Source organism: Spirillospora sp. NPDC048911 (assembly GCF_043198015.1).
GTDB lineage: Bacteria > Actinomycetota > Actinomycetes > Streptosporangiales > Streptosporangiaceae > Spirillospora.
In genome coordinates this window covers 1,293,756-1,308,698 of the sequence record NZ_JBICUD010000002.1, presented here as the reverse complement: position 1 = coordinate 1,308,698, position 14,943 = coordinate 1,293,756, and the positions used below count along the sequence as shown (strand labels likewise).

The window sequence follows — 14,943 nt, the reverse complement described above, 5'->3', positions numbered from 1 at the left end:
GTCGTCTCCCCCGCTGCTCAACTCCCTGAGCGCCACGATGTCAAAGAAAACGGCCCACCGCCATGGACGGGGACCACCGGGCCGTTCATGGCGGCCCGGTGGCCCAGGATCAGCGCAGGCGGCCCAGCTTGTAGTCCTTGCCGTCGCTCCACAGCAGCCAGTCGCCCGCCACGTGGACGACGCCCCGCCACGACACCGCGCGGTCGGTCGCCGGGTCGAAGAGGACGGCCTGCCGGTGGCCGTCGGCGCCCGTCACCGAGTACGCGACGTACCTCGACCCGGCCGTCATGGTCGCCTCGGCGCCCTTTTTGCCGGGATGCAGCCACTCGGGAAGCGGAACGGCGTCCTGCGCGCCGCTCTGCCGGTCGGCCGCCCGCAGCTTGCCGTCCGCGACCCAGGCGAAGACCCTCTTGTTGGCGGCGGCGTACCAGATCTGGTCCTGGTCGGCCATGGTGTGCCTGCGTACCCCCGCCGGCAGCGGGCCCTTGACGGAGTGCCCGGTCCTCACGTCCACCTGCCTCAGGACGAAGTCGTTCGTGGGATCCACGACCCAGAGGTGAGGAGCGGAGAAGGCCACGGCATCGCCGACGTTGCCGGGGACGAGCTTTCCAGGGCGGGCGCAGCCCTTCGCCGTGAACGGCTGGCGCATGATGTCGCTCCAGGCCACGAAGCCGCCGTCCGCCCACACGGGCCGTTCGGCCTCCGCGCTCTGCGGGCTGATGACCCTGGTCGTCCCGGTGGCGTCGCGGCACTCCAGGTCGAACCCGCCCGGCTTGATCCAGGTGAACGCGCCCGAGCCGGTCGACAGGCCGCCCCGAGCGCGGACTCCGGTCGATTCCGGAGTGCCCTTGCCGGGCCCGGCCCGCCACACCTTCATGTCGGGGGTGCGGCCCAGCACGCTGCCGTCCGTCCCCAGCGCCTCGGCGCGGAAGCCCGGCACCCCGGAGACGCGCACGAGACTCGCCGGATCCACCAGTTTCGCCGGGTCGTCGAGCACGCGCGGCGCGAGCCGCGAGGAGGCCGCGTCCTGTTCGCCGCCGTCGCGCAGCGTGTTCGCCAGCATGAAGGGGGCCGCGACCGCCGCGGCGGTCGCCGCGACCATGATCGGGACGGCGACGCGCCGCCGGGTCCGGTCCCGGCGCAGCCTCCTCCGGTTCTCGGCGTACGCGCCGGTATGGGTCCGCACGGACCCGGCGTCCTGCTCGAACGCGGCCTTGAGACGTTCCTCGATGCCGTTGCTCATGTCCGCTCCTTCAGTCGGTCCCTGATGGCCGCGACCGCCCGCCCGCAGTGCCCCTTGACGGTGCCGACGGCGATGCCCAGCGTCTCCGCCGTCTCCCGTTCGCTCAGGTCGAGCCAGTAGCGCAGGACGAGCACCTCACGCTGCCGCCGTGGGAGACCCGTGACGACGTCCAGCAGTGCGCGGATGTCCTCGCGGTGGACGGCCTGGTGCTCGGCCGAGACCACGTCGCCGGGCGCCGCCAGCTGGACGTGGCGGCGCCTGGCCATGCGCAGATGCCGGAGCCTGCTGCGGCTCGCGTTGCACACCGTGGAACGCAGGTACGCCAGGGCGGCGTTCTGGTCGCGCAGCGTGCCGCGCTTGCCGTGCAGGCGGACGAACGCGTTCTGGACCACGTCCTCGGGGTCGTCGGCGCCGAGGAGATGGGCCAGCCGTACCAGCCCCCAGAAATGCCCGTGGAACAAGGCCGCGTACGCTTCGTCGCCGCCCGGGGGCGAGGCGGCGACGATCTCGGCCGGCGGTGGTTCGGTCACGGGCAAGAGACGAACGTGCGGACCAAAGGTTTGCCGACAATTCCGAACATTCTTCGCGGCTCCTCGGGGTGCCGTCCGGGAAAGGACCGGCTACCGTTACCAGTTAGTAGCACCCGACCTGGCCGACGGAGACCCGATCAACCCCCCGCCGGGCTCGTACGGCGCTCTGGAGACAGCATGGCCCTGAGGGACCGCCTCCCCGCCTCGCCGATCAGACTCCCCCGCCCGCGTGGTCTGCCCCGCTACACCGTCCACCGCGACCTCCCCGTCGTCATGCCCGACGGCGCGACCCTGCTCACCGACCGCTACGTGCCCACCGGCGTGCGGCGGCCGCCGCCGACGATCCTCGTCCGCACGCCGTACGGGCGGCGCGGCCCGGCCTCGGTCGTCAACGGCCTGCCGCTCGTGCCGTTCGGCTTCCAGCTGGTCGTGCAGAGCGTGCGCGGCACGTTCGGGTCCGAGGGCGAGTTCGACCCGCTCACCCACGAGCGGGAGGACGGCCTCGCCACGGTGCGGTGGCTGAAGGAGCAGGACTGGTTCAACGGCTCGTTCGGCACGTACGGGCCGAGCTACCTCGGCTACACGGCCTGGGCGTCGGCGGCCGACTCCGGCCCCGAGCTGAAGGCGATGGCGCTGCAGATCACCACCTCGTCGATCCTGGCCGCGGCGTACGTCGGCGGCTCGTTCGCGCTGGAGTCCGCGCTCACCTGGAGCGACCTCACCGCGCGGCAGCAGACGCCGCTCGGCATGATCACCGCCCCGCTGACCGCACGGCGGCGCGTGGTGCGGGCGGCGCGCAGCGGCCGGGCGCCGGTGGAGCTGGACCTGCTGACGGGCGGCTCGCCGCTGCGGTTCTACCGCGACCTGCTGGACGGGCACGGCCACGAGCCGGGTTCGGACTTCTGGCGCAAGCGCGACTTCAGCGGCACGGTCGGCGAGGTCACCGCGCCGGTGTCGCTCATGGGCGGGTGGTACGACATCTTCCTGCCCTGGGAGGTCAAGGACTACCTCGCGCTGCGGGCGGCCGGGCACCGGCCGTACCTCACCATCGGACCCTGGTGGCACGCCGACGCCCGCCATGGGATCGTCGCGTTCCGCGAGGCGCTGGCATGGTTCCGGGCGCATCTGCGAGGCGACTTCTCCGGCCTGCGCGCCAACCCGGTCCGGGTGTACGTCACGGGCGCGCGCGAGTGGCGCGACTACGGTGACTGGCCGCCGCCAGGGATGACGCAACGGCGCTGGCACCTGCATTCCGGCGGCGGCCTCGGCGAGGACGGCCCGCAGGCGCGGCCCGGCAGCACCTACCGCTTCGACCCGGCGCGGCCGACGCCCGCGCTCGGCGGCCCCACGCTGCTGGGCAGTTCCAGGCCGGTCGACAACCGGCCGCTGGAACGGCGTCCCGACGTCCTGCTCTTCACCTCCCCCGAGCTGACCGAGGACCTGGACGTGATCGGCCCGGTGGGCGCCGACCTGTTCGTCCGGTCGAGCCGCGAGCACACCGACTTCATCGTGCGGTTGTGCGACGTCGCGCCCGACGGAGCCTCGCTGAACGTGTGCGAGGGCGGGCTGCGGATCGATCCCGGCAGGCCGGTGGCCGACAAGCCGGTCGGGACGGAGGGGGTGCGGCGGATCGCGGTGGACCTGTGGCCGACCGGGCACCGCTTCCGGCGCGGCCACCGCGTCCGCGTGCACGTGACCAGCGGCGCCTACCCCAAGGTCGCCGCCAACCCGGGCACCGGCGGCCCGCTGAACGCGGTCGGCGCGTTCCTGCCCGCCGACCAGGAGGTCTTCCACGATCCCGACCATCCGTCGGCGATCCTGCTGCCCGTTGTCGAGCGCTCGCCCGAGCGGGCCGTCCCCGATGTCGCCGCCGAGGGCTCCGTGTACTGAGGCGCCGAATAATTGGGATGCCGTCCCCGGCCGCCCCGCCTACGATCGGCGGTCGAGGGAGGCCATGGGACACATCGACGTGAGCGGGCTGACGTTCGTCCTGCCGGACGGGCGGCTGCTGCTCAACGAGGTGTCGTTCCGGGTCGGCGAGGGCGTCAAGGCCGCCCTGGTCGGCCCGAACGGCGCAGGGAAGACCACCTTGCTGCGCCTGATCGCCGGAGAGCTCGCGGCCGTCGAGGGCGGCGTGGCCTCGTCCGGTGGGCTGGGCGTGCTGCGGCAGTTCGTCGCGGGCGACCGGACGCTCCGGGAGCTGCTCCTCGCCGTCGCGCCCGAGCGGGTACGGGCGGCCGCCGGCGCGCTCGACCGGGCGGAGACGGCGCTGGGCGAGGACGAGGCGAGCCAGCTCGCATACGCGCAGGCCATCACCGATTTCACCGACGCGGGCGGCTACGAGCTCGAAGTCGTCTGGGACGCCTGCGCCACGTCGGCGCTGGGCCTGCCGTACGACGCCATCCGGGATCGCAAGGCGGGCACGCTGTCGGGCGGCGAGCAGAAGCGGCTGATGCTGGAGGCGCTGCTGCGCGGCCCCGACCAGGTGCTCCTCCTGGACGAGCCCGACAACTATCTGGACGTGCCAGGCAAGGAGTGGCTGGAAGAGCAGCTCAAGGCCACGTCCAAGACCGTTCTGCTGATCTCGCACGACCGCTGGCTCCTCGCCAACGCCGCGGACCGCGTCATCACCGTGGAGGACCGTACGGTCTGGGTGCACGGCGGCGGCTTCGCCACGTACGCGCAGGCCCGGCAAGACCGCGCCGACCGGCTCGACGAGCTGAGGCGCCGGTGGGACGAGGAGCACGCCAGGCTCAAACGGCTCGTCAGCTCGCTCCGACAGAGGGCCAGCACCAACGACGCCCTCTCCTCCGCCTACCAGGCCGCGGTGTCGCGGCTGGCCCGCTTCGAGGACGCCGGCCCGCCGGCGACCCCGCCACGGGAGCAGAACATCCGGATGCGCCTGCGCGGCGGCCGCACCGGCAAGCGCGCGGTGATCTGCGAGGGGCTGGAGCTGACCGGGCTGATGCGGCCGTTCGACCTGGAGGTCTGGTACGGCGAGCGCGTCGCGGTGCTGGGCTCCAACGGGTCGGGCAAGTCGCAGTTCCTGAAGCTCCTGGCCGGGCAGGCCGTCGCGCACACGGGCGTCGCGCGGCTCGGCGCCCGCGTCGCCGCCGGGCACTTCGTCCAGACGCACACCCGCCCGGACCTGCACGGCCGCACGCCGGACGAGATCGTCATGACCGAGAACGCGCTGCCCCTCAACGAGGCCATGCGGGCGCTCGCGCGCTACGAGCTCGCGCCCACCCGCCGCCAGCCGTTCGAGACCCTGTCGGGAGGCCAGCAGGCGCGGCTGCAGATCCTCCTGCTGGAGCTGTCCGGCCGCACGCTGCTCCTGCTGGACGAGCCGACCGACAACCTCGACCTGGCCAGCGCCGAGGCCCTCCAGGAGGGCTTGAACGGCTTCGCGGGGACCGTCCTGGCCGTGACGCACGACCGCTGGTTCGCCGCGGACTTCGACCGCTACCTGGTCTTCCGCGGCGACGGCCGGGTCCACGAATCGGCCGAGCCGAGCTGGCACGAGCCCCGGGTCGACCGTCCCCGCACGTGATCGTTCCCGGGAGCTTGACCTCAACCGCGGTTGAGGAAACAGGATGAGCCGCATGAGCCTGACTGACAACGAACGCGCCTATTTGAAGAGCCAGCCGCTGGCGCGGCTGGCCACCGTCGGCCCCAAAGGCGACCCGCAGAACAACCCCGTCGGCGTCAGCTACAACGCCGAGACCGGGACGATCGACATCTATGGCCACGCCATGGGCAAGTCACGCAAGTTCCGCAACGTCCAGGGGAACGACCAGGTCGCGCTGGTCGTGGACGACCTCGTCTCGACCAGCCCCTGGAAGGTGCGGGGGATGGAGATCCGCGGCAGGGCCGAGGCGATCAGCGGGATCACCCCGCCCGCCCCCTACCTCAGCGGCGAGGTCATCCGGATCCACCCGCGGAGGGTGTTCACGTGGGGCGTCGAGCCGGACGCCGAGGGCATGGTCAAGCGGACGATCGGCTGACCCTGCGCATGATCGCGCGGGCGAAGCGGGCAGCCGAGCCCGCCGCGTGCTCCAGGAAGAGGTTGGGCTCGGCCAGCTCCAACTCCAGGACGACGGGCGTGCCGTCCGGGCCGGGAACGAGGTCCACGCGGGCGTAGAGCAGTTCGCCGGGAACGGCGGCGAGCGCCTGGGCCGCCACCGCGAGCTGCTCGGGCGTCGCCTCGGCGGCGGTGATCTCACCGCCGTGCGGGGCGTCCAGCAGCCCGGCGCCGGCCTTGAGGATCGGCGCCTTGCGGGCGGCGTGGCTGAACTCGCGGTCACAGTAGAGCAGCGCGGTCTCGCCCTCGCTGTCGATGGCCGACAGATAGGGCTGGATCATGACCGTGCGGCCCGCCTCGCGCAGCGCCCGCAGATGGGCCCGCGCCTTGTCCTCCTCGCCCGCGCGCCACCGGGCGGTGTCGCGCGAGCCCGCCGAGACGGCCGGCTTGATGACGTACTCGGGCCAGTCGGCGGGGACGTCGTCCAGGTCCCAGCGGGTGGGGACGACCGGCACGCCCGCGTCCTGGAGATCCCGGAGGTAGCGCTTGTCGGTGTTCCAGCGCAGCACCTCGGCGGGGTTGAGGAGGCGCGGCACCCGGCCGGCCCATGCGAGGAACTCGTCGAGACGGGCGGTGTAGTCCCAGGTCGAACGGACGACGACGAGGGCGAAGGAGTCCCAGTCGGCGCCGGGATCGTCCCAGCTCACCACCTCGGGCCGGAGGCCCTGGGCGAGGAGCGCCTCGGCCAGCTCACGGACGTCGTCGTTGCCGTCGGGCATGCCGGAAAAGGTCGCCAAAGCGACACTGGGGGGCTGAGTCATGCGGTGAAACCTCGGGAGTCGTTCAGCGGACGGGGTGACCGGACGCGCGGAGGGCGTCTTTGACCTGGGAAATCTTGAGATCGCCGAAGTGGAAGACGCTCGCGGCCAGGACGGCGTCCGCGCCGGCGTCGACGGCGGGGGCGAAGTGCTCCAGCGCGCCCGCGCCGCCACTGGCGATCACCGGCACCGAGACGGCCTCCCGGACCTGGCGCAACATCTCCAGGTCGAAGCCGTTCTTGGTGCCGTCGGCGTCCATGGAGTTGAGGAGGATCTCGCCGACCCCCAGTTCTTCGCCGCGCCGGGCCCACTCGATGGCGTCGATGCCGGTGCCCTTGCGTCCGCCATGGGTGGTGACCTCGTAGCCAGACGGGGTCGTGGTGTCGCCGGTCACCCGGCGCGCGTCGACCGACAGCACGATGCACTGGGAGCCGAAACGGTGCGCGGCCTCTTTGAGGAACTCCGGGCGCGCGATCGCGGCCGTGTTGACCGACACCTTGTCGGCCCCGGCGCGCAGCAGCCTGTCGACGTCGTCGACGGCGCGGATGCCGCCGCCGACCGTGAGCGGGATGAACACCTGCTCGGCGGTGCGCCGCACCACGTCGTAGGTGGTCTCGCGGTCGCCGCTGGAGGCGGTGATGTCGAGGAACGTGAGCTCGTCGGCGCCCTCGGCGTCGTAGCGGCGCGCCAGCTCCACCGGGTCGCCCGCGTCGCGCAGGTTCTGGAAGTTGACCCCCTTGACGACGCGCCCGGCGTCGACGTCCAGGCAGGGGATCACGCGCACGGCGACGGTCATGGGGCCTCCTGGCCTGGACTGAGGAGCGTAGGGAGCGCAGCGACCGGAGTGACGAGGGAAGGCCAGGAGAACAAAGCCCCATGACCCGCCGCGCGCCAGCGCGGCAACGAGCACGTCATGGGGCCTCCTGACCTGGACTGAGGAGCGTAGGGAGCGCAGCGACCGGAGTGACGAGGGAAGGCCAGGAGAACAAAGCCCCATGACCCGCCGCGCGCCAGCGCGGCAATGAGCACGTCACGGGGCCTCCTTGACGGCCTCCAGGGCCTCTTCGAGCGTGAAGGCCTGGGCGTAGAGCGCCTTGCCGACGATCGCGCCCTCCACGCCCACGGGCGCCAGGGTCGCGAGCTCGCGCAGGTCGTCGAGCGAGGAGACGCCGCCGGAGGCGATGACGGGCTTGTCGGTGCGGGAGCACACTTCGCGCAGCAGCTCGGTGTTGGGGCCGCGCAGCGTGCCGTCCTTGGTCACGTCGGTGACGACGTAGCGCGGGCAGCCGTCCTCCTCCAGGCGGGCGAGCACCTCCCAGAGGTCGCCGCCCTCGCGCGTCCAGCCGCGGGCGGCCAGCGTCGTGCCGCGCACGTCCAGCCCCACGGCGATCTTGTCGCCGAACTCGGAGATGATCTTGTGGCACCAGGCCGGGTCCTCCAGCGCGGCGGTGCCGATGTTGACCCGGGTGCAGCCGGTCGCCAGGGCCGCCTCCAGCGACGCGTCGTCGCGAATGCCGCCGGACAGCTCGACCTTGACGTCAAGCCGCCCGGTGACCTCGGCGAGCAGCTCGCGGTTGGAGCCGCGCCCGAACGCGGCGTCCAGGTCGACCAGATGGATCCACTCCGCTCCCGCGTCCTGCCAGGCCAGCGCGGCGTCGAGCGGCGCGCCGTAGGAGGTCTCGGTGCCGGCCTCGCCCTGCACCAGGCGGACGGCCCGGCCGTCGGCGACGTCGACCGCCGGAAGGAGTTCGAGAGTCATGGACAAACCTTATCTGCGCAGTTGGACGGCTTATCGGCGGCGATCGAAGGCGAGGGTCGCGAAGACCGGGACGAGGAAGATCGACAGAGCGAGGAGGGCGAGCCGGGCACCCCAGGTGGTCAGCAGGAACCAGCCGGCGATCTGGACCGCGAGGAAGAACCCGAGGACGACGCGGTTCTGCACCCGGCGTTTGCGGGCCAGCTCCCCGCCCTGCCGCCGGACGCGTACCGGACGCGGGATCACCGCCGTGAGACGGCGCCGCCGCTCACGCCATCTGGCCGCCTTGGCCTGCCGTTCGGCGTGCTCAGCGGCGGCCCTGGCCGCCGCTGCCTCACGCTCGGCCCGTCGCTTGGCCCGCTCTCTACTCATGGCTCGCTCCGCTCGCGGCCGCGGGCGCCCGTCGCACGCTCACTCGACCGTGGAGAGCCAGTTCTTGAGGAGCTCGGCTCCCGCGTCGCCGGACTTCTCCGGGTGGAACTGGGTGGCGCAAAGCGCCCCGTTCTCCACGGCGGCGACGAACCGGTCACCATGCTCGGCCCACGTGACGAGCGGCGGCTTGAGGTGGCCCATGGGGTCGGGCTGCAACTCCCAGCGGCGGACGCCGTAGGAGTGCACGAAGTAGAACCGCGTGCCGGCGTCGAGCCCCCTGAAGAGCACCGTCTCGTTGACATTCTGGGGGGGCGACCCCCCAGACCCCCCGGCAAGCGCCACACCGCCACCACTCGCTTCGCTCCCGCTGGCGGCGGGCGCGTCCACCGTGTTCCAGCCCATGTGGGGCACGACGGGCGCCTCCAGGCGCTCCACCGTGCCGGGCCACTCGGCGCAGCCCTCGGTGGTCACGCCGTGCTCGACGCCCTTGGCGAAGAGGATCTGCATGCCGACGCAGATGCCGAGGACCGGACGGCCGCCGGCGAGGCGGCGGCCGATGATCTGGTCGCCGCGGACGGACGTCAGGCCGGTCATGCACGCGGAGAACGCGCCCACGCCAGGAACGATGAGGCCGTCGGCCTCGACCGCGGCGTCCCAGTCCGGCGTGACGGTGACGTCCACGCCGAGCCGGGCGACGGCGCGCTCGGCCGACCGCAGGTTGCCCGAGCCGTAGTCCAGAATGACGATCTTCTTGCTCACGACCACATCACTCCCCCGGCCGTCGCGAGCGCCGCCAGTCCCAGGACGATCAAGGCGGCGATCTTCAAGCCCTGCCGGATGAAGCTGATCACGCCCATCAGCAGGAAGACCGCGAGCCCGAACAGCAGGACGTTGGCGTAGCTGAGCTCCATGCCGCCGATCTCCACGGCTACAGGGCCCCCTTGGTCGAGGGGATGCCGTGCACCTTGGGGTCGAACGCCACGGCGTCGCGCAGCGCCCGGGCCAGCGCCTTGAACTGGCACTCGACGATGTGGTGCGCGTTGCGGCCGTACGGGACGTGGACGTGCAGGCAGATCTGCGCGTTGGCCACGAACGACTCGAAGATGTGCCGGGTCATCGTGGTGTCGTACTCCGGGCCGATCATCGGGGCCATGCCCTCGGGCTCGGTGTGCACCAGATAGGGACGGCCGGCGATGTCGACGGTCACCTGGGCGAGCGACTCGTCCAGCGGCACCGAGGCGTTGGCGAAACGGCGGATGCCCGCCTTGTCGCCGAGCGCCTGGCGGAACGCCTGCCCGAGCGCGATCGAGGTGTCCTCGATGGTGTGGTGGCTGTCGATGTAGAGGTCGCCGGTGGTCTTCACGGTCAGGTCGAACGACCCGTGCTTGCCGAGCTGGGCCAGCATGTGGTCGTAGAAGCCGACGCCGGTGGCGACGTCGACCTCACCGGTCCCGTCCAGGTCGATCTCGACGAGGACCTCGGTCTCCTTGGTCCCGCGCTGAACACGGCCCTTGCGGCTCATGCACTCTCCTCGCCTGGCGGCTCGTCGGCGCATGAGCCGCAAGGCGGCTGCTGTGCCCATTGGCTCGCTGCGCTCACGTACTCTCCTTCAAAGCGGTTCGGAAGGCCGCCATCTCCTCGGGTGTGCCGACGCTCACGCGCAGCCACTCGGGCGGCCCGACCTCGCGGATCAGCACGCCCCGGCCGAGCATCGACTCCCAGACCTTCCGCCGGTCCGCGAACCGGCCGAACAGGACGAAGTTGGCATCGGAATCGGCCACCTGATGGCCCTCGGCGCGCAGCCACGCGACCACGTCGTCACGGTCGCGGCGGAGCGCGTCGACCGAGCCGAGCAGCTCGGCCTCGTGCGCGAGGGCGGTGCGCGCCACGGCCTGCGTGACGGCCGACAGGTGGTACGGCAGCCGGACCAGCAGCAGGGCGTCGATCACGGCCGGATCGGCGGCCAGGTAGCCCAGCCGGGCGCCCGCCATGGCGAACGCCTTGGACATGGTCCGGGTGACGATGAGCCGCGGGTCGCGCGGCAGCAACGTCAGCGCCGAAGGGGTCCCTTCCCGGCGGAACTCGGCATATGCCTCGTCCACCACGACCATGCCGGGCGCCGCGCCCAGCACGGCCTCGATGGTGGCGAGGGGCAGGGCGGTGCCGGTCGGGTTGTTGGGCGAGGTCAGGAACACCACGTCGGGCCGGTGCTCCTCGACCGCCGCGACGGCGCGCTCGGCCTCCAGGCCGAAGTCCTCGTCCCGGTGCGCGTTGATCCACCGCGTGCCGGACACGCTCGTGATGATCGGGTGCATCGAGTACGAGGGCTCGAAGCCCAGCGCCGTGCGGCCGGAGCCGCCGAACGCCTGCAGGATCTGCTGGATGATCTCGTTGGACCCGTTGGCCGCCCAGACCCGGCGCTCGGTGAGATCCGCCCCCGGGGTGTCGCGGTTGAGGAAGCCGGCCAGGTCGGACCGCAGTGCCACGGCGTCGCGGTCGGGGTAGCGGTTGAGCGACCCGGCCACGCCGGTGACGGCCGCGCCGATGGCCTTCACCAGGGCCTCGGACGGCGGGTAGGGGTTCTCGTTGGTGTTGAGCGCGTACGGGACGTCGAGCTGGGGTGCCCCGTAGGGCTCCCGGCCCCTCAGATCGTCGCGGATCGGGAGATCGTTCAATGAAGTCACGGACGCGTGCCCTCCTGCGTCGGGCCCGCGGTGGCGCCAGGGATCTCCCAGGAGAAGCGCGCCTTCATCGCGGCGCCGTGCGCGGGCAGGTCCTCGGCCTCGGCGAGCGCGACCACCCGGGCCGTGGCCTCGGCGAGGGCGGGCTCGTCGTACTCGACGACGTGGATGCCGCGCAGGAAGGACTGCACGGACAGGCCGGACGAGTGGCAGGCGCAGCCGCCGGTGGGCAGCACGTGGTTGGACCCCGCCAGGTAGTCGCCGAGCGACACCGGGGCGTGCGCGCCGATGAAGATCGCACCGGCGTTGCGCACCCGGGCCGCCACCGCGCGGGCGTCGGCGGTCTGGATCTCCAGGTGCTCGGCCGCGTACGCGTCGACGACCGCCAGCCCGGCGTCGAGATCGTCGACCAGGACGATGCCGGACTGCCGCCCGGCCAGGGCCTCGGTGATCCGCTCGACGTGCTTGGTGCGGGCCACCTGGACGGCCAGCTCGGCCTCGACCGCGGCGGCCAGCTCGGCGGAGTCGGTGACCAGCACGGCGGCGGCGAGCGGGTCGTGCTCGGCCTGGCTGATCAGGTCGGCGGCGACGTGCACCGGGTCGGCGGTGGCGTCGGCGAGGACGGCGATCTCGGTCGGGCCGGCCTCGGAGTCGATGCCGATCACGCCCTTGAGCAGGCGCTTGGCGGCGGCCACGAAGATGTTGCCGGGCCCTGTCACCAGGTCGGCACGCGGGCACTCCTCGGTGCCGTAGGCGAACATCGCGATCGCCTGGGCGCCGCCGGCCGCGTACACCTCGTCCACCCCGAGCAGCGCGCAGGCCGCCAGGATCGCCGGGTGGGGCAGGCCGCCGAACTCCTTCTGGCCGGGCGAGGTGACCGCGAGGGAGCGCACCCCGGCCTCCTGCGCCGGGACGACGTTCATGACCACGCTGGACGGGTAGACGGCGCGGCCGCCCGGCACGTACAGGCCGACGCGGCCGACCGGCACCCAGCGCTCGGTGACGGTGCCGCCCGGCACGACCCGCGTGGTGGTGTCGGTGCGGCGCTGGTCGCGGTGGACGATCCGGGTGCGGCGGATGGCCTCTTCGAGCGCGTCGCGCACGGCCGGGTCGAGACCGGCGAGGGCCTCGTCGATCTTGCCGGCCGGGACGCGGGTGCTCTCCTGCTCGACGCCGTCGAAGGTCTTGTTGTACTCCCGTACCGCCTCGGCTCCCCTATGGCGCACGTCCTCGCAGATCGGCCGCACCTTCGCCAGGGCGGCCTCGACGTCGAAGTCGGCGCGGGGCAGCACGGAGCGCGGGTCCTCGGGGAGGGCCCCGCGCAGGTCAATACGGGAAATCACCGGTCCAGTCTACGTAGTGTCCACTGTCGCCCGCGCAATGTCTCACTACCCGAGACGCCAGGCATGACCTGAAGATCATCAGGCCTTGAAGTCGCCGTCCAGGATCGTCACCGCGCGGCCGGCCAGCTCGACCCGGTCGCCGTGCAGCGTGATGCCGACCTGCCCGCCGCGCTCGGAGGCCTGGAAGCCGGCGAGGCGGTCACGGCCGAGCTCGGCGCCCCAGTACGGGCCGAGCGCGCAGTGCGCGGAGCCCGTCACGGGGTCCTCGCCGTCGCCGAGCAGGACCCCGGCGCCGAAGAACCGGGATACGAAGGCGTACTCCCGTCCCGGATCGGCCTTGGCGGTGACGATGATCCCGCGGGCGTCCATCCGCCCGAGCGCCGCGACGTCCGGGGCCAGCTTGCGGACCGCCTCCTCGTCGGCGACGAGCACGAGCAGGTCGTTCTGCGAGTTGCGGCCCACCCAGAACGGCGTCGTGCCGAGCGCCTCACCGAGGTCGCCGGGCGCCTCGGTCTCGGCGGGCGGGCACGCGGGGAAGTCCATCAGCAGCCCGCCGTCCTCCGCGCGGGACACCGTGAGGACGCCCGAGCGCAGCGTCTGGAAGCGGATGGGCCGGTCCGCGGGCGCCACGCCCGTCTCGTACAGGGCGTGGGCACTGGCCAGCGTCGCGTGGCCGCACAGGGCGACCTCGACCACCGGCGTGAACCAGCGCAGCTCGAAGTCGGCGTCGGCGGCGTCGACCGGCCGGACGAACGCGGTCTCGGAGTGCTTCATCTCGGCCGCGACCCGCTGCATCCAGTCCGCGTCGGCGGCGCGGTCGAGCAGGCAGACGCCCGCGGGGTTCCCGGCGAACGGGCGGTCGGTGAAGGAGTCGACGACGAGCATTCTCATGCCTTCGACGCTAACCGGCACCCCTTCGCCAGGAGAACGGCCAATCCGGCAGGATTGGCCTTGAACGCGCCGCTATCGGATGCGACGGGCCTTGGGTGCAACGGGACTTGACCCGCGACGGGTCTCAGACGCCGCCGGTGACCCGGCCGAAGGACGGCAGGTCGTCGCGCGGTACGGCGGGGGGCTCGGAGAAGTGGGCGTCCCAGCGGCGCGGGCAGGCGACGATCCAGCCGATGGCGAAGCCGACGACCAGGCTCGCCGCGCTCATGATGATCAAGTTGGGCCACATGTGGCGGTCTCCAGGGTCTTTCCGGAAGGCGCACCTTCCCGGGGGAGGGCCGACGCTAGCGGCGCGAGGGGATCAGCATGCGGCGGTCAGGCCCATCTGACCCAGGGTGATCAGGCGCCCTGCCCCATTCGGGTCACTCACCTGGGCACGCGTGACCATTGCCGGTGAACCGCCGCCGCGTTTCGGTTTAACAGCTTCAGACTGTGATAAATCCGGCATACAACACTCGTTGAATCCGGAAGTACCCTGGCGCCGTGGGCGAACTCCCCGGCCGCCCCAGAAGTGAGTGAGGGGAGACCGTGACCGAACGGCTTCCGTTGTTCCCCCTCGGCACAGTGCTGTTCCCCGGCCTCGTGCTGCCCCTGCATCTGTTCGAGGACCGCTACCGCCTGCTCGTCCGCGACCTGCTCGAACGGCCCGAGCCGCGCTACTTCGGCATCGTCGGGATCGAGCTGGGCCACGAGGTGGGCGAGGACGCGGCGCACCGGCTGGCCGGGGTGGGCTGCGCGGCCGAGCTGCACACCGTGACCCCGCACGAGGACGGCCGCTTCGACATCGTGACGGTCGGCAGCCGCAGGTTCCTGCTCAAGGAGGTCGACCGCTCGCGTCCCTACCTGCGCGGGGACGTGGAGTTCCTGCCGGAGGAGGCGGGCGCCGAGCCCGAGCCGGTCGCCCGCCGCGTCCGCCTGCTGTTCCAGCTGTACCGGCACCGCCTGGCCAGCGCGGGCGCCGAGATGGCCGAGCCGCTCGACCTGCCCGTGGACGCCGTGCGCCTCTCGTACCTGATCGCCGCCGCGGTGGTCCTGGACGGGCACGAGAAGCAGCGCCTCCTGCAGGCCGAGGACGCCACGGTGCGCCTCCAGCTGGAACGCGATCTCCTCCAGCGGGAGAACCGCCTGCTCAACGCGCTGCCCACCGTCCCGGCGGGCCAGTTCCTGGACGGCGCGTTCAACCCGAACTAGCGGCCGGCGCCCGCCGTGGCCCATCCGGGTGCGAGCC

The 14,943-nt window shown here is 72.3% G+C and carries 17 protein-coding genes; 4 read left to right on the top strand and 13 right to left on the bottom strand.

What is annotated here, in order from left to right:
* Window positions 1–109: 109 nt before the first annotated feature.
* Together ACGFNU_RS13400 and ACGFNU_RS13395 are read right to left on the bottom strand one after the other, a co-directional pair.
* Window positions 110–1,243 (bottom strand): hypothetical protein, encoded by a 1,134-nt coding sequence (locus tag ACGFNU_RS13400; protein WP_392593156.1) that lies wholly within the window; start codon window positions 1,241–1,243, stop codon window positions 110–112.
* Complete coding sequence (locus tag ACGFNU_RS13395) at window positions 1,240–1,773, bottom strand: SigE family RNA polymerase sigma factor (RefSeq protein ID WP_392593154.1); 534 nt, start codon at window positions 1,771–1,773, stop codon at window positions 1,240–1,242. The genes ACGFNU_RS13400 and ACGFNU_RS13395 overlap by 4 nt, the downstream gene beginning before the upstream one ends.
* Before the next feature lie 177 nt (window positions 1,774–1,950).
* Between ACGFNU_RS13395 and ACGFNU_RS13390 the strand changes: the two genes are divergently transcribed.
* The 3 genes from ACGFNU_RS13390 (at window position 1,951) to ACGFNU_RS13380 (ending at window position 5,777) form a co-directional block, all read left to right on the top strand.
* Window positions 1,951–3,663 carry a CocE/NonD family hydrolase gene (locus ACGFNU_RS13390; protein ID WP_392593152.1) on the top strand — a complete coding sequence of 571 codons (1,713 nt, stop codon included), beginning with the start codon at window positions 1,951–1,953 and terminating at the stop codon, window positions 3,661–3,663.
* A 64-nt stretch (window positions 3,664–3,727) separates the two neighbouring features.
* On the top strand, window positions 3,728–5,323 hold the full coding sequence (locus ACGFNU_RS13385) for an ABC-F family ATP-binding cassette domain-containing protein (RefSeq protein WP_392593150.1): 1,596 nt from the start codon (window positions 3,728–3,730) through the stop codon (window positions 5,321–5,323).
* A gap of 52 nt (window positions 5,324–5,375) precedes the next feature.
* A complete protein-coding gene (locus ACGFNU_RS13380) occupies window positions 5,376–5,777 on the top strand; it encodes a PPOX class F420-dependent oxidoreductase (RefSeq protein WP_392593148.1) in 402 nt (133 codons plus the stop codon).
* On the opposite strand, the gene ACGFNU_RS13375 is transcribed toward ACGFNU_RS13380, so the two are convergent.
* The 11 genes from ACGFNU_RS13375 to ACGFNU_RS13325 form a co-directional block, all read right to left on the bottom strand.
* Window positions 5,758–6,573: a RimK family alpha-L-glutamate ligase gene (locus ACGFNU_RS13375; protein WP_392593146.1), complete on the bottom strand. Its 816-nt coding sequence runs from the start codon at window positions 6,571–6,573 to the stop codon at window positions 5,758–5,760. The two genes, ACGFNU_RS13380 and ACGFNU_RS13375, sit on opposite strands and share 20 nt — an antisense overlap.
* Before the next feature lie 64 nt (window positions 6,574–6,637).
* Window positions 6,638–7,408 carry an imidazole glycerol phosphate synthase subunit HisF gene (gene hisF / locus ACGFNU_RS13370; RefSeq protein WP_392593144.1) on the bottom strand — a complete coding sequence of 257 codons (771 nt, stop codon included), beginning with the start codon at window positions 7,406–7,408 and terminating at the stop codon, window positions 6,638–6,640.
* Window positions 7,409–7,642: 234 nt separating this feature from the next.
* Window positions 7,643–8,377, bottom strand: a complete 735-nt coding sequence (gene priA / locus ACGFNU_RS13365) for a bifunctional 1-(5-phosphoribosyl)-5-((5-phosphoribosylamino)methylideneamino)imidazole-4-carboxamide isomerase/phosphoribosylanthranilate isomerase PriA (protein ID WP_392593142.1) — start codon at window positions 8,375–8,377, stop codon at window positions 7,643–7,645.
* 24 nt (window positions 8,378–8,401) lie between these two features.
* Window positions 8,402–8,740: a hypothetical protein gene (locus ACGFNU_RS13360; RefSeq protein ID WP_392593140.1), complete on the bottom strand. Its 339-nt coding sequence runs from the start codon at window positions 8,738–8,740 to the stop codon at window positions 8,402–8,404.
* 39 nt (window positions 8,741–8,779) lie between these two features.
* A complete protein-coding gene (gene hisH, locus ACGFNU_RS13355; RefSeq protein WP_392593138.1) occupies window positions 8,780–9,499 on the bottom strand; it encodes an imidazole glycerol phosphate synthase subunit HisH in 720 nt (239 codons plus the stop codon).
* Entirely contained in the window at window positions 9,496–9,651 is a 156-nt protein-coding gene (locus ACGFNU_RS13350; protein ID WP_392593136.1) for a hypothetical protein, read from the bottom strand. Before ACGFNU_RS13350 ends, hisH begins: the two co-directional genes overlap by 4 nt.
* Window positions 9,652–9,668: 17 nt before the next feature.
* Window positions 9,669–10,262 (bottom strand): imidazoleglycerol-phosphate dehydratase HisB, encoded by a 594-nt coding sequence (gene hisB, locus ACGFNU_RS13345; protein ID WP_392593134.1) that lies wholly within the window; start codon window positions 10,260–10,262, stop codon window positions 9,669–9,671.
* Between the two features lie 73 nt (window positions 10,263–10,335).
* Window positions 10,336–11,424 (bottom strand): histidinol-phosphate transaminase, encoded by a 1,089-nt coding sequence (locus ACGFNU_RS13340; protein ID WP_392593132.1) that lies wholly within the window; start codon window positions 11,422–11,424, stop codon window positions 10,336–10,338.
* Window positions 11,421–12,764 carry a histidinol dehydrogenase gene (gene hisD / locus ACGFNU_RS13335; RefSeq protein WP_392593130.1) on the bottom strand — a complete coding sequence of 448 codons (1,344 nt, stop codon included), beginning with the start codon at window positions 12,762–12,764 and terminating at the stop codon, window positions 11,421–11,423. Before hisD ends, ACGFNU_RS13340 begins: the two co-directional genes overlap by 4 nt.
* 78 nt (window positions 12,765–12,842) lie before the next feature.
* Window positions 12,843–13,655, bottom strand: a complete 813-nt coding sequence (locus tag ACGFNU_RS13330; protein ID WP_392593129.1) for a PhzF family phenazine biosynthesis protein — start codon at window positions 13,653–13,655, stop codon at window positions 12,843–12,845.
* Window positions 13,656–13,779: 124 nt separating this feature from the next.
* Window positions 13,780–13,923, bottom strand: coding sequence for a hypothetical protein (locus ACGFNU_RS13325; protein ID WP_392593128.1), 144 nt, complete (start codon window positions 13,921–13,923; stop codon window positions 13,780–13,782).
* 320 nt (window positions 13,924–14,243) lie between these two features.
* Between ACGFNU_RS13325 and ACGFNU_RS13320 the strand changes: the two genes are divergently transcribed.
* On the top strand, window positions 14,244–14,906 hold the full coding sequence (locus ACGFNU_RS13320) for an LON peptidase substrate-binding domain-containing protein (RefSeq protein WP_392593126.1): 663 nt from the start codon (window positions 14,244–14,246) through the stop codon (window positions 14,904–14,906).
* Window positions 14,907–14,943: the final 37 nt, after the last annotated feature.

Bases quoted from the DNA above. Each gene is read 5' to 3' on its own strand.
- ACGFNU_RS13400 (WP_392593156.1), bottom strand. From the start codon at position 1,243: ATGAGCAACGGCATCGAGGAACGTCTCAAGGCCGCGTTCGAGCAGGAC.
- ACGFNU_RS13390 (WP_392593152.1), top strand. From the start codon at position 1,951: ATGGCCCTGAGGGACCGCCTCCCCGCCTCGCCGATCAGACTCCCCCGC.
- ACGFNU_RS13385 (WP_392593150.1), top strand. From the start codon at position 3,728: ATGGGACACATCGACGTGAGCGGGCTGACGTTCGTCCTGCCGGACGGG.
- ACGFNU_RS13380 (WP_392593148.1), top strand. From the start codon at position 5,376: ATGAGCCTGACTGACAACGAACGCGCCTATTTGAAGAGCCAGCCGCTG.
- ACGFNU_RS13375 (WP_392593146.1), bottom strand. From the start codon at position 6,573: ATGCCCGACGGCAACGACGACGTCCGTGAGCTGGCCGAGGCGCTCCTC.
- hisF (WP_392593144.1), bottom strand. From the start codon at position 7,408: ATGACCGTCGCCGTGCGCGTGATCCCCTGCCTGGACGTCGACGCCGGG.
- ACGFNU_RS13360 (WP_392593140.1), bottom strand. From the start codon at position 8,740: ATGAGTAGAGAGCGGGCCAAGCGACGGGCCGAGCGTGAGGCAGCGGCG.
- ACGFNU_RS13350 (WP_392593136.1), bottom strand. From the start codon at position 9,651: ATGGAGCTCAGCTACGCCAACGTCCTGCTGTTCGGGCTCGCGGTCTTC.
- hisB (WP_392593134.1), bottom strand. From the start codon at position 10,262: ATGAGCCGCAAGGGCCGTGTTCAGCGCGGGACCAAGGAGACCGAGGTC.
- ACGFNU_RS13330 (WP_392593129.1), bottom strand. From the start codon at position 13,655: ATGAGAATGCTCGTCGTCGACTCCTTCACCGACCGCCCGTTCGCCGGG.
- ACGFNU_RS13325 (WP_392593128.1), bottom strand. From the start codon at position 13,923: ATGAGCGCGGCGAGCCTGGTCGTCGGCTTCGCCATCGGCTGGATCGTC.